Raw genomic sequence first — 12,912 nt, 5'->3', positions numbered from 1 at the left:
TTGGGTTCTGATCAGGGGGGCTTGTCCTCCTGGTTAGCCTTATTTCCCGGCTAAAACAGTCCGCCCCCCTTTTGCGGCGTTAAAAAAGGTAACTCAACTCAATGGTTATCGCGATGAATCACAATAAGGCTGGCACGTCTTTCCCTTACCGCGTAGTGCTGGTGTTTTTATTTTGCGCCTGGCTAGCCGGCTGTGCCAGCAATAAGCCTCAAATTAAAATGCGCGACGAGACTAACTTCGCCGCGCTGAAAACCTTTTATGTTCAGCCACCGCTCAACGCATTTAACTCCACCCTGGAGCAGCATATGGCGTCCACCATAACGACCGTGTTGCAAGGCAAAGGGCTGAATGTAGCCAACGAATCAGAGGCTGATATTAAAGTGGGCTTTTTCCCATCCAGCCGGGTGGAAGAAGGAGGCTCGTCGGTCAGTATCGGGCTTGGCACCGGTGTATTTGGTCGCTCTGGCGGTATTTCACTGGGAAGCATTTTTAGTGTGCCAGTAGGCGAGCAGGTTACCGAATACCAGAATCTGCAAATTGAAGTGGTACAGGACGGCGAGTTTATCTACAGCGCTGCAGGCAGCGCAGAGTTAGAGGCCAGCGACAGCATTACCGTGCAACAGGCGTTAACCGAATTGATAGAAACGCTCCTGGAGCCTTTTCCTGCTAACCGCGCAAACTAGCTGCGAAGTGGCATAATCGCGCGGCCAGTGGGATTGTGAAAATGTGTTTAGTCCCCAGTTTTATATATCAATTTAAAATCAAATGAGGGCATCGTATGTCTCGCCACTTTGAACAAGCCGAAGGCTTGTGTGAACAAAAAGACCCGGCCACCGACGGCTTTGTATTTAACCAGACCATGTTACGGATAGCCGATCCGGTCCGTTCGCTGGATTTTTATACCCGTGTAATGGGCATGACCCTGCTGCGCAAGCTCGACTTTCCGGAAATGAAGTTCAGTTTATATTTTCTCACCACCGGCGAAGATTTTTCTGACATCAGCGAAGATGAAGCTAAGCGAACAGCGCAAACCTTTGGCCGTCCGGCCATGCTGGAGCTCACGCACAATTGGGACGACAGCGCCGAAACCACCAGTTATCATAACGGTAATAGCGATCCCCGCGGCTTTGGTCATATAGGTTTCCACGTACCGGATCTGCAAGGGGCGTGTAAGCGCTTTGAAGAACTCGGCGTTGAATTTCAAAAACGTCTGGAAGATGGCAGTATGAATAATATTGCCTTTATCAAAGACCCCGACGGATACTGGATTGAGATTTTTGATGCACAACGTGTAGCGAATTTAGGAAGCTAACGCGCAATAGAAGTATCAAGGCAGTATAAAAAAGCCGGAACATAGGTTCCGGCTTTTGCGTTTAGTGGTTGGTATGCTTCCAGTGATACTGGTGCGCCTTGGCCTCCACTTCTGTCGCCGTTTGCTGCGGCATAAAGGCTTTGTTGTTACCTTCAAAGAAGAACGGCTGGCGTTTTTGCTTGCTACCCATTTCGTTCATCGTGGCAACGTCATACACGCGGCCGTTAATCACGGTGTAGGTGACATATTCACTGCGACGGATGTCGTTAAGCACGTCGCCGTCGGTGATCATCAGATCGGCCAGTTTACCCGGCTCAATGCTGCCGAGATCCTTGCCCATGCCAAGATGCGTTGCGCCATCAATGGTAGCACCGCGCAGAGCTTCCCACGGCGTAAAGCCGCCCTGATTCATCAGCCACATTTCCCAGTGAGCAGCTAATCCTTCACGCTGACCATGCGCACCAATATGTACACTTACGCCATTATCGCGCAGCTCTTTTGCGTATTCAGCCACATTTACGTGGTTGTACTGATCATCTGGCGCGGTAGGGCGGCGAATGGCACGGCCATCCAGTCTGGTAGAAGGGACATAACGTAGCAGGCGTTCGTTATTCCACACTTCGGTGCGATCGTACCAGTATTCTTCACCCATCAGGCCACCGTAAGACACCACAAAAGTTGGCGTGTAACCAAAGTCGGTGGCTTTCCATAACTGGGTGAGGTCGTCATAGCCACGGGCAATGGGCAGCGAATGCTCAAGGCCGGTATGACCGTCAACCAGCATGGTCAGGTTTTGCTGGAACTTACCACCGCCTTCCGGCACCACCATCATTTGCTGATTATTAGCGGCCCATAACACCTGCTGGCGCTGATCACGACGTGGCTGGTTATAGCTTTTCACCGAAATGGCGCCGGCGTCTTTCAGGCGCTGCACATGGAAGTAAGCATCGTCATAGTTATTTATTTGCGCTTTATAGCCGATACCCTCTGCACCGTACAGAATAGTCCCGGTAGAGTAGATGCGCGGTGCAACGCGTTCACCTGCACGTTGCAGCTCTGACGCGGCAAAGATCTCAGTGGTATCGTTAGACGGATCGTGAATGGTGGTCACGCCAAACGACAGGTTAGAATACTGCATCCAGTTTTGCTGCGGAATGATCTCACTGCGACCCTGTCCGCCGTGGGCGTGGGTATCCACTAACCCGGGCAGAACGGTTTTACCTGAGGCATCAATAAGCATAGCGTCGCCGGGGATATCCACGTCGCCGCGCTTACCTACCGCGGCAATGCGGTTATCCAGGATCAGCACCACACCGTCTTCGATAACTTCCCGGGTATTGTCGGCATCGCGCATGGTGACCACGGTACCACCTACGAGCGCCTTATAACCGCTGGGCTTGTCGCTGGTGGCGGTGAAGCTCAAATCGAGGCCTTCAGAGAGCGGATCCGGCAGTTCATCGGCCGATTTACCACCGGCAAAGGCAAACGCGTCTTCCAGCTTACGCTCAAAATAGTAGGGGCCATGGAACCAGCCTACACTGCTGCTATCCGGCGCCCACGTGAGGTACTCTCCGGCGCGATCAGACAGCTGAGTCACCGGCAGAGAAGACATATTCGGGCCGATAGTCACTTTCTTGCCGTTGTCTACGTATGGCGTAACGTAGGTATTAAACTGATGAACAAATGCAACCCATTTGCGATCCGGCGACAGGCGGTATTCCGCTACCTTGTCGGCACCGTACAAATGTACCCGATGGTCGTCGCCATGCAGGTTTACACTGGCCAGTTGGGTGGCGCCATAGGGAGAGTCGTAACTGCGTTCGGTAAAGAACAGGCGCTCATTGTCGCCGGCAAAGTGCGGCTGCGTACCGGAGCTACTGACCTTTTTCGGTTCGCCTTTATCCAGGTCCATCACGTATAAGCCTGGCTCTACCGAATACTTCGGGTCAAGCAGGTAGCCGCCGGTAAATTTACGGTAGGTCACTAACTCGCCATCGGGTGAAAACGCCGGCTCTATGTAGTGCCCCGGCTCAGGGGTTATGACTTTGCCCTTACCACCACGGGCAGAGACGATGCGAACATCACCTAACTTCTGGTCGTTCCAGGTAGTGTAGATAATGCGCTTACCGTCGGCAGAATAGCGTGGGTAGTATTCATCATGCTCATCCTGACGGGTGAGGCGTTTCGCTTTGCCACTTTTTAAATCTTTAACGTACAGTTTGCCCAGCGCCTGAAACAGCACAGATTTACCGCCCGGCGATTTTTGCGACCAGCGGATCATTTTTACGTTAAAGGTATCCGGTGCCACGTCTACATCAAAACGCAATGCATCGGCGTATTGCAGTTTGGCCTCAACGGCGATATCGATGGTGTCTGCCGATTGATCTTTTACATTGAGCTTATGAAACTTTCCGCCGGCCCAGTACACAATCGCTTTGCTGTCAGGTGTCCAGTCAAAGTAGGCATAGTAACCTTCTACACCAAAGCCTTCCTGCATATCGCGCTCCATATCGCGGGTGAGCAGCGTTTCTTCACCGGTGGCAAGGTCTTTAATGAACAGCGCGGTGTCGTACTTCACACGACGTAGAAAAGCAATGTACTTACCGTCTGGTGAAGGGGTTGGTACCACGGCGCCGCCAGTACCGGAGATAACGCGGTCTTCTTCACCGGTAGTGCGATCAAAGCGGGTAATGGCAAAAATGCCTTCCAGCGGATCGCGATTATAGTCGAAGCGGTAACCGCCAGAGGTACTCTGGGTATAGTAAATATAGTTGCCATCGTGAGAGAACACCGGATCGGTAATGTTGTTTTGCTCACGTTTACCGGATACCCGCTCTTTAATCGGCAGACCGCTACCGCCGGAATGGTGATAAATCCAGATTTCGCCGGCCGGGATACTGCGGGTAGAGGTAATGCCTTTGGTCACCACAATATATTCGCCATCCGGGCTCCATTTAGGCGAGTGAATGGTGTTATTTTTTTCTTTGGTGACCTGGCGCAGGTTTTCACCGTTGGCATCCATCACCCACACGTTAGACACGCCGCCGCGATCTGAGATAAACGCAATTTTGCTGCCGTCGGGCGAGATGGCCGGGTGGATATTCCAGGCAAAATCCTGCGTTAACGGCTTAGCGTTGCCGCCGTCGAGGTCGGCTTTATAAATATCGCCTAACATGTCGAACAGAAAGTATTCGCCATCAGGTGCTACGTCGAGGCTCGACCAGGTGGTTTCGGTGGTGTTGATGGTGACATCGTGCAAAGGGTAAGGCGGGTTAGTCACTTCCCACTTGTCCTCGGTAACTGCGTCTTCGCTTTCCTGTGCTGCCAGCGGAGCACTGAGCAGGCACAGTGAGGTGAATACCGAAGCACTCAATAAGGTTAATTTTTGCTTGGGGGTGCGAAGGTTTGTCGTTAGTTTCATTGTTATTCTCTACGTCTTCTTTGTTGTAATGGCCGGGACTGAGCCCGCGGCAAAATCAATCTTCCCTGGATTGTTAACAGTCAGTATAAAGTATGTTTACTGTGAGGTGTTGCAGTTCATCGGATAAGTTTGCAGGGTATATCGCAGCGCTTATTCCGGGTCGGGGAATTGGCCGCGTATGGCAGTGAAGGTAGCAAAGTTTGCCAGTAACAAATCAACCAGTCTGGGATCAAACTGTTTACCCCGTTGCGCAGTGAAGTATTCACGAATTTGCGTTTCAGACCAGGGGCCTTTGTAGCAACGTTTACTGCCCAGCGCGTCAAACACATCGGCAACGGCCACTATGCGCCCGGCCGCTGAAATGGCATTTTCACTCAGCCCATTTGGGTAACCGCTGCCATCCCAGCATTCATGATGCTCATGGGCAATGGTGGCGCCAAGCTGCAAAATCGGGTTATCACTTTTGCGTAGCATGTCGAACCCGGCTTTGGCATGGGTTTGCATTACCTGCCGCTCTTCATCAGTGTGTGGGCCGGGCTTGTTTAAAATTAAATCCGGGATGGCGACTTTGCCTACATCGTGCAGCGGTGAGGCTAGTTTTATCATTTCGGCTTCGCTGTCGGTTAGGCCGTAATGCCTGGCCAGCAGTGCACTGATATGGGCTACCCGGCGCACGTGTGAACCGGTTTCCTTAGAACGGAGTTCCACCGCCTCACCAATAATGTACGAGAGTTCACGTTGCGAGTCCCTGATCACTTCACGCAGTTTGAGGTTTTCGTGGGATACCGCGATGTTGTTGGCAAAAAACGAGAGCAAGTGATGCTGGACAGGCTCCAACGGTTCATTTTTCGCTACGTACAGCACATTTTCCATGCCCCGGCGGGTAGTAAAGTAACTCACAAAGTAATCGCAGCCCTGAATATTGCTGTGTTGTTTTAACGCCTCTTCGATGCGGGTTTGCACATTTGCAGGGATGGTAGATAAAGACTTGCCCTGTAAGTTGGTGGCCAGAATTTTATACTGGTTGCCGGCTTTTACGTCGCGGGTAATGGCGCAGCAAATAATATCGGAGGTCTCGATTGCCAGCAGTACGGATATTTGATTTAAGATAGCGGAGGCAAATTGCGGGAGGGTGTCGCACTCGATAAATTCGGTGGTGGCGCTGATAATTTTTTCCAGCCCTTGTCGGTGACGCTCAATCAGCCGAATGTCACGGTAAGCCCTCAGCGCAGCGTACATACTGGTTTTCAGGCGCAGCGCGGTGAGTTCGGTTTTGTTTTTATAATCGTTAATGTCGTAATCGCGGATCACCCGCTCTTCCGGTGCCTCGCCGGGCTGACCGGTACGCAAGATCAGCCTGATGACGTGATTGTTTAGCGTTTCGCGCACCCAGCGCACCAGCTCAAGACCGGCCTGAGTGGTTTCCATTACTACATCTATAATCGCAACCGCAATGGCATTGTGTGTATCAGCCACCAAAATGTCGCGGGCTTCAGCGGCACTGCTGGCGGTGATAATGTTGAGCGGTCGCTGCTCAAACACAAAGTCGCCCAGCACCATTCGTGTGACGGCGTGGATTTCCGGCTCATCATCAACCACCAGCACCGTCCAGGCTGCTAATAGCTCTTCTTCGAGATCGGTTTCGTCATCGTTGATAAACAGTAATTCGTCACCGAGCATTATGCGGTTACCTCGTTGCCACTGTGACAACCTCTTAACGATTTAAGGGGTTGTAGAATAACTATAGTACGAGGTTGATGAATCCGCCTGCCAGTTTATACCAGCAAGGAGCTGTTAATTCATAGAGCCTCAGGGTGGCTTTTGAACACAGGTTTACTGAAGCATCTTTTAGTCAGTAAGAAGTGCCGCTTGTTTGAACGAGTTTACGCAAAATGTTAGGGTCTTATAACTGGTTAATGAAGCCAGCATTTAAAATAATGGATTAATGGATTTACAAACACTCTCAAAAGCCAGTTTACTCTTGGCAATGGCGCTTTTCTTCTCAGCTTATCCGCTGCATACCCAAGCTAATTTCCTGGGTGTAGAAAGAGGTGAGGCATGTGCTACAACCCTTGGCAGCGATTTTACCACCTGCCCCAATCAAGAAACTGGAGCAATTGAGCTTTGCCTGACCGCACTTGATTATACCAGTAATGATGTTAATTGTGCCGGGGCCTTAAATACAGCCATTGATAACGCGGTTGTCTCTGAAGCGGGTTTTCACGCATTGATGTCAGCAGAGAACAAATCTGCAGGTATAGTTAAAGTAATTAGTCCTTTAAATAGTGATTTCTCCACTCTGAATAACCGCTCGTCGTTCAGACTTATAAGTAAATTTGTCGATGGATCTGAGCTAGTGCTTAATGTCCGCGTAGAGGGAGGAGTGGTCGAAATCGTAGTCAACAGAGACGCGTCTATAACGAGTGTGGGCAGAACGTTTACTCACGCTGAGAGTTATGGTACTTCGTCTCAGCGTAGCTTCAGGGAAGCTCAACGGGTTGCAACTTCTCAACAAATACCTAAAAGGTGCGAGCAGCCAAAATTTGATAGCACAGACTGGGTCGTTGAGGAAGTGATCACTAAAAACTATCCGGACGGACGAACCGAAGTGACTAATATTTATCGGCAGGAGGATATTTACCTAACTTATCTGCAGTGTTAATGGCTTATCTAAGGTGCTGTGCCTCTATTCGCCGTTTAAGGGCGCGGGCGGCACTGGCTCAACCGTTTCCGCATTGATGTATGCCCACCCTGTATGCCACAGCGAGTGAAAGACGATACGGTTTTTAAATGGTATTCCACTTCCTGAATAAGCTGCGGTACAGGAAAAAAGTGGTTTTTCCCTCTGTGATTTGCCTCATACCAATTGTTGTCTGCGCTTTCTATTAACGCTTCCTGATTATAAATGGCTTCATTATTTAACTTCTGGCGCTTAAAAATCAAATCTGCTTTGTAAGAACAATTCAATCAACTCAGAATTTTTTGGGCACCACAGATGTTACACGCCAGAAAATTTGACTGGAATGTAGGGTCGTTAATAGGTTAATCCATATAACCCCAGTTGTAGTAACAGTGCGCTTCGGCTAACGAAGCGCACTGGGTAGAGGGAGGAATCAATCAAGCTAGCGGCGTAGCGCAAGTGCTTGGTTTAAAAGAGCTGGACTTGCTAATTGCTCATATCCTTTAACGTTCTATCCCATTTACAACCGAAGCCTGTACATTCACCAGAAAGCATCACAATCATGCCGCGTTTTATGCGTGGTACTAAGTCTTCATCTACTGTAATGTAAGACTTGTTATTGAACACATTGTCTTTATCTACCATTTCACCTGAAGCAATTTTTACTAACTCGCCATCAATTTCTTGATAAATAGCCACCGCAGCTTCTTCTTTTGCGCCATTCAAACGGCCTAGGTTTGTTTCAAAATATATATCGCCTTCGGCTTTTTTCGCGCCAGTAATCATGCCTTGTGAGCTTACATACTTGCTTAAGGTAACATAATCGCTGTTACCTTTTACCAGCAAGTCGGCAATGGCCCCTTTAATTGCACCGTTTATCATGCTTGGCTCGTCACATTTTCTGCTCGGCGGGTTTTCTTTCGAGCCGCTTTCTCTGCCGGTTAAGTTCAATGACAGAATTTGCTTCATTGAGGGCAATGCACGAATCTGCAAATTACCCTTTACCTTACCTGTGTAGTCACATTCAGCCGGGTAATGTACCCTTTCACCGTCTTTATTTTTACGTGATTCTGCTTTTTCGTACTCACTACTCCATGAATAATCGGTAATGGTCGGGATAATTACAAATTTGGCTTCAACCGGACCTTCATAAGTGTCGTAGCTTTCAGACAAGTTTTCTTTTAGCTGAATTTCGTCAATAAAGCGCTGTGCCAACTGACGGTCAATGACTTCAGAGCCGCTTTCTGTAACGAATGTGTTAACGGTATCTACGAACATGCTTTGTATAAATGAAGGTACATTACTTTTAACGCCCGGTGCGACTAATAGTTTATTGCTTTTAACGCTGCCAGCATCAGTCGGTGCGCCGGGCAATGCAGGAATACTTACGTCCGGGTAAGTTGGCAAGGCCGTTGGGGCAGTAGATCCGCATGCAGTTATAGTCAATGCGGCGGCTAAACCAGTTAAGATGTGTGCTTTTCTCATTTTCAGGTCCTTTGTTTTTTATTTTAGTTTCACGCGTTGCAGTAACGCTTGTTCGGCTTTTGCTACCGATTCATTGCTTGATTTGAATGAGGCGCCTTTTACTTTGAACGAATCTTTAAATTTCAGTGACTCGTTTTCGTCGAACACCAGAATTTCAGTTGTGAGAATGGTGAGGTGCGTTTTATTAAAATATGAAGATTTGGTTTTAATGTTAAATTGCACATTACCCGTGTTTTCACCCTGACTAACCACTTCAAAGCCATTTTTTTTCAGTAGCGCTTTTGTTGAGTTCTCAAGTATACTTGACACCGGTTCTGAGAAGGTAAGCGTATAACGGTTGCGCTTTTTGCAGCGTTTGTATGTGCGTTCAAAGATGTTGATGGTGCTGTAAAACGGTGCTTCAGCCCCTTTTTCACTGCCGATACCAATGTATGCTGGAATTAATTCACTAAGCTGCGTTATTTTGCTTTCTTCGTTGCTTAGTGCATAGAAACACGACGGCGCATAATGGTTCTCAAACTCTTCCAGGGTAAATCGCAAATCACTGTTTAGCGTGTCGAGTTGATGCTTGATAGAACGCTTAACCTGATCGCGTTCTACTCGCACAACCACTTGCCATCGGCCCTGTGTTTGTTCGCTATCTATTACGTCTACATTCGGAAGCTCTATGCCCCGACTTTCGGCTATCACTCGTGATTGAGCATTTACCTGGGTTTTAGTATTGCTTTTGGTTTGGCTAATTTGGGTACTCGCATTTACCCGGGTAGCCAGCTTCATCACAATATCTGCCATGGCCGCTTTTTGTGCCAAGTCGTAACTCGTGTCGCTGCCTATGCCGTAAATATGCTCAGGTGTATCTGCTGGTAACTCAATACTTGTTGCAGAAAAAGCCGCAAACAGTAATAAGAACAGTAGTTGTCGCATTGCCAAACCTCTGCGTTAAATGTGTTGTGCAAAGTACGCTTTACTGCTTAACACTTTGTCTAAATAGCGTTGCGTTTCAGTATGCGTTTTGCTTTTTATTACTCGCATCACTTGCTCTGGCGTCATTTGATTAATTTGCTTAATGGCCGCCATTCTGCCGCGTTCACCATTATTAAACGCTCGGGAAAGGTTTCCAATGCCGGTGTTGTAGGCAGCAATAGCGCAATACATGCGGCTGGTGGGATCCTCAACTTCTTTCAGGTAACGGGTCATTAAAATATTGAAATATGCGCTGCCGAATTCAATGTTGCGCTCGCCGTTAAACAACTCTTCTGGAGTTGGTTTTTTTTCCTTTGAAAAGACTTTGTTATTTACATCTGCACCGGCGGTGGCGGGTACTATCTGCATTAACCCATAAGCAGGAATGTGCGACTTGGCCATTGGATTAAAGTGGCTCTCGGTTTCAATTACTGCTAACAGCGTATCCTGAGCTACCTGCCAACGTTCTGCTTGTTGATATACGGCGTCCAAGTAGTTAGTTGCTTTGTCATAACGGGCGCGGTGAAGCTGAATTTTGTAAGATTTGGTGTTTTTTACAGTAGCATCTATTTTTGCGGCAGACACTTCATTTAGATCGGCAGTCAGCATTAGTGCGGTTTTTTCGGCTTGCTCTTTTTTTTGTTCAGGCACATCCTCGCGAGCTGCGAATTGTTTCACTTCGGCAATTTGCTCTGCTAGGCGGGATTTAGTTCGCTGGGTAACTATGTCTGCCTGTTGTCCCGCTGGCACCTCTTTTGCGCCGGCAATAGATTCTTGCAATTCCACATCGTTTTTTATGCCCAATGCGTTAAGTAGGGTAGGAGCTGAGGTTTTTCTATGAGTCAGCGTTGTTGTGTCGTATTTTTTCGACGCCTGGCTCTCAAGAATCGCAAATTCGGGATTGAACTTATTCGCTTCAGGTGCCGACAGGTTTAACGTGCTTTCAATAGCTGTTTTTACGGCTTCGTTTTGTTCTTCTTTGCTAAGCGCGTTCAGGGCATCTTCGTGAATGCTCACTTCAATAGTGTCGTTTTCAAAGTCAGCAATGACTTTTACATTGTTGTCGTCTGAATAGGCCACATATTCTGTGGATGAGCTTAATTCTGCTACCCCCCATTTTTCAATTAGTTGGGCTTTAAATGCTTCATACCGCTGAATGTAGTCGTCAGCAAAACGTTCGTATTTCGCTTTTTGTTGTTTTTTATATTCATCGAATTTATTTTGTTGCGCCTGTGTAGGAGCGGTTAATAGCATCGATGTAATGACTACACTCATTAACGCTTTGTTTTGCAGCATGGCAAATATGTCCTTATTTTTTGTAGTACAAAGAGTATTCAAAGTGGGTTAATACTGAGTCAGCGATGGTGGATAGGTTATTTTCACCCGCGCCATAAAAGTTATTTACGACTTTCGTTGTTAACTGCTTCACTTCTTCTCGCGCTACTGTTGATGTCTCATTCATGCTTAAGGTGTTGTAGATTTCCCTTATCTCCGCGCGTGGTAAACGGGTATCTTCGCTGTAGCTAATAGCGCCAAAATAGTTGTTTACAAATAACTTTTCTTTGCCCAGCTCTTCCATGACCAATAAATATTCTACGTTATTGAAGTCCAGTGTGAAGTCTTGAAACGTGCCATAGTTATCGGCAATGGTGGTTTTATCGCCGGCAGCGGTTTTACTTAACAGGCTGTGGGGTACAAAGTCGTCAACTAGGCTGGTAATGGTGTACGCACTTACGCGATTTTCTTCTATTACCAGCGTTAGTATATACTTTTCTTTGAGGTAGTAAGCAAAGCTAATGGCTTCGCTATACTTACTGTCTTTAGTTAGCTGCGGTTCGCCGATTAGTGTTTTTATGTAACTTAAATTGCTGCCTATGTTAATATGATCTAACGACTCGTATTCATATTGGTGTGTAAAGTTAGAAAGAGTGAGTCGCCATGCTTCAACAATAACATCTTTTGTGTCGCCCCATTGTCCTAACGCCATAAGACCAAGGGTACCTGCTACAAAATACTCGTAAATTGTTTTTTTACGAGCAGGTGCGTTTCTAGCGCTATCTATACTTCTATTCTCGTCACTCATTACCAGCACCTAACGCTTTACTGATTTTCTGACTTCAAAAAGTTTAGATAAAGCAGGGTTTCGTCTTCAGGGCTTAGCTTGGTAGGTGCACTGTTCATTACGCGTTCAAACAAACGTTTGGCGTTGTCTTCAGAAACCGTGACCAACGCGCATACATTTTCTTGTTGGCCTATTTTGGCGTAGTCTACTTTAGTCACTTTCGACCCCTGTAGTGCTTGGTTAATGAACTGCGTGGTGGTGGTCGAAAAGTTGGTGTTGGAAGTACTGCTGCTAGCATTGGATGTCGTTTGGGCGTATTGCTCTTGTAAAGAAGATACCCGTGCGTCTAATTGTGCCGCTAGTTCGGTCCTGGCCATCGTCGCGGCTTGCGTTTTATCCATAGAAAAACTGTTTGATGCTGCGACACATGATGACGCTGCTAAACCAGACTCTGCAACAGGGTTTGTTACCCAGGAAGGTATCGCCATTCCCATTTCGGTGGCGTTTGTATTTGACGTTGAATTACAACCTGTTATTAAAGCAGCGAGGGTAGACAAGGTGATTAACTGAAGATTGCGTTTCAGCATTATTTACTCCATTTATTTGCACGGACTAGAACGCCGCGTTCAAATCCATTTGATTTCGTTAAGATTTATACCGACCCTGTTATTCATAACACAGCTAGTACAGCTAGTACAATATTTTGAGAATGTAAACTAACTCATAGGTACTGAAATAAATACCTAAATAAAGCATTTGATTTATATATGAATGTTTGGTTAAAGCACTGCGGACAAATCCTGCAATTTAGTGAAAAATTAAATCATTACGTCATCTGGCTGTTCTTTGAACTATTATTTGCTATTTGGGTCGACATATCGCCGCTTTATGCCAAACTCCGGGCTATTTCCGGATTCCAGGCAGATCTTGGCTGTCGTCGCAGCATCTGGTCAACTTTAAGCAGATTCGCCAGAGTGGATAACATAGCC

At 47.4% G+C, this 12,912-nt stretch carries 11 protein-coding genes; 4 read left to right on the top strand and 7 right to left on the bottom strand.

Annotation, left to right across the window (positions count from 1 at the left end):
* The first annotated feature begins 113 nt into the window (after positions 1–113).
* Together AC566Q_RS20660 and gloA are read left to right on the top strand one after the other, a co-directional pair.
* Positions 114–683, top strand: a complete 570-nt coding sequence (locus tag AC566Q_RS20660) for a DUF4136 domain-containing protein (RefSeq protein WP_499610263.1) — start codon at positions 114–116, stop codon at positions 681–683.
* 95 nt (positions 684–778) lie between these two features.
* A complete protein-coding gene (gene gloA / locus AC566Q_RS20655; protein ID WP_499610261.1) occupies positions 779–1,312 on the top strand; it encodes a lactoylglutathione lyase in 534 nt (177 codons plus the stop codon).
* Positions 1,313–1,373: 61 nt separating this feature from the next.
* Here the strand turns inward: gloA and AC566Q_RS20650 are convergent, their stop codons facing one another.
* Positions 1,374–4,733, bottom strand: coding sequence for an amidohydrolase family protein (locus tag AC566Q_RS20650; RefSeq protein ID WP_499610258.1), 3,360 nt, complete (start codon positions 4,731–4,733; stop codon positions 1,374–1,376).
* Between the two features lie 150 nt (positions 4,734–4,883).
* Positions 4,884–6,413, bottom strand: coding sequence for a DUF3369 domain-containing protein (locus tag AC566Q_RS20645; RefSeq protein ID WP_499610255.1), 1,530 nt, complete (start codon positions 6,411–6,413; stop codon positions 4,884–4,886).
* A 265-nt stretch (positions 6,414–6,678) separates the two neighbouring features.
* Here AC566Q_RS20645 and AC566Q_RS20640 point away from each other — a divergent pair, with 265 nt between their 5' ends.
* Positions 6,679–7,395, top strand: a complete 717-nt coding sequence (locus tag AC566Q_RS20640; RefSeq protein ID WP_499610252.1) for a hypothetical protein — start codon at positions 6,679–6,681, stop codon at positions 7,393–7,395.
* A 504-nt stretch (positions 7,396–7,899) separates the two neighbouring features.
* On the opposite strand, the gene AC566Q_RS20635 is transcribed toward AC566Q_RS20640, so the two are convergent.
* Genes AC566Q_RS20635 through AC566Q_RS20615 form a run of 5 tightly spaced genes read right to left on the bottom strand, consistent with a single transcriptional unit; the run spans position 7,900 to position 12,141 of the window.
* The gene (locus tag AC566Q_RS20635) at positions 7,900–8,898 is read right to left on the bottom strand and encodes a hypothetical protein (RefSeq protein ID WP_273072034.1); all 999 of its coding nucleotides are present in this window, start codon (positions 8,896–8,898) and stop codon (positions 7,900–7,902) included.
* An 18-nt stretch (positions 8,899–8,916) separates the two neighbouring features.
* On the bottom strand, positions 8,917–9,822 hold the full coding sequence (locus tag AC566Q_RS20630; protein ID WP_499610248.1) for a hypothetical protein: 906 nt from the start codon (positions 9,820–9,822) through the stop codon (positions 8,917–8,919).
* A 15-nt stretch (positions 9,823–9,837) separates the two neighbouring features.
* The gene (locus AC566Q_RS20625; RefSeq protein ID WP_499610246.1) at positions 9,838–11,157 is read right to left on the bottom strand and encodes a transglycosylase SLT domain-containing protein; all 1,320 of its coding nucleotides are present in this window, start codon (positions 11,155–11,157) and stop codon (positions 9,838–9,840) included.
* A gap of 13 nt (positions 11,158–11,170) precedes the next feature.
* A complete protein-coding gene (locus AC566Q_RS20620; RefSeq protein WP_499610243.1) occupies positions 11,171–11,944 on the bottom strand; it encodes an ETEC_3214 domain-containing protein in 774 nt (257 codons plus the stop codon).
* A 17-nt stretch (positions 11,945–11,961) separates the two neighbouring features.
* Positions 11,962–12,141 carry a hypothetical protein gene (locus AC566Q_RS20615; RefSeq protein ID WP_499610237.1) on the bottom strand — a complete coding sequence of 60 codons (180 nt, stop codon included), beginning with the start codon at positions 12,139–12,141 and terminating at the stop codon, positions 11,962–11,964.
* Positions 12,142–12,166: 25 nt separating this feature from the next.
* Here AC566Q_RS20615 and AC566Q_RS20610 point away from each other — a divergent pair, with 25 nt between their 5' ends.
* Positions 12,167–12,493: a hypothetical protein gene (locus tag AC566Q_RS20610; protein WP_499610234.1), complete on the top strand. Its 327-nt coding sequence runs from the start codon at positions 12,167–12,169 to the stop codon at positions 12,491–12,493.
* The last annotated feature ends 419 nt before the right edge of the window (positions 12,494–12,912 follow it).

The sequence above is a fragment of the Alteromonas sp. H02 genome, assembly GCF_059682525.1.
Note: the sequence above shows the minus strand (reverse complement) of the source record. Positions and strands in the feature narration are given on the sequence as shown.

What these genes read in the sequence shown, in the direction of transcription:
- AC566Q_RS20660 (WP_499610263.1), top strand. Translation starts at nt 114, where the DNA reads ATGAATCACAATAAGGCTGGCACGTCTTTCCCTTACCGCGTAGTGCTG.
- gloA (WP_499610261.1), top strand. Translation starts at nt 779, where the DNA reads ATGTCTCGCCACTTTGAACAAGCCGAAGGCTTGTGTGAACAAAAAGAC.
- AC566Q_RS20650 (WP_499610258.1), bottom strand. Translation starts at nt 4,733, where the DNA reads ATGAAACTAACGACAAACCTTCGCACCCCCAAGCAAAAATTAACCTTA.
- AC566Q_RS20645 (WP_499610255.1), bottom strand. Translation starts at nt 6,413, where the DNA reads ATGCTCGGTGACGAATTACTGTTTATCAACGATGACGAAACCGATCTC.
- AC566Q_RS20640 (WP_499610252.1), top strand. Translation starts at nt 6,679, where the DNA reads ATGGATTTACAAACACTCTCAAAAGCCAGTTTACTCTTGGCAATGGCG.
- AC566Q_RS20635 (WP_273072034.1), bottom strand. Translation starts at nt 8,898, where the DNA reads ATGAGAAAAGCACACATCTTAACTGGTTTAGCCGCCGCATTGACTATA.
- AC566Q_RS20630 (WP_499610248.1), bottom strand. Translation starts at nt 9,822, where the DNA reads ATGCGACAACTACTGTTCTTATTACTGTTTGCGGCTTTTTCTGCAACA.
- AC566Q_RS20625 (WP_499610246.1), bottom strand. Translation starts at nt 11,157, where the DNA reads ATGCTGCAAAACAAAGCGTTAATGAGTGTAGTCATTACATCGATGCTA.
- AC566Q_RS20620 (WP_499610243.1), bottom strand. Translation starts at nt 11,944, where the DNA reads ATGAGTGACGAGAATAGAAGTATAGATAGCGCTAGAAACGCACCTGCT.
- AC566Q_RS20610 (WP_499610234.1), top strand. Translation starts at nt 12,167, where the DNA reads ATGAACTGCGTGGTGGTGGTCGAAAAGTTGGTGTTGGAAGTACTGCTG.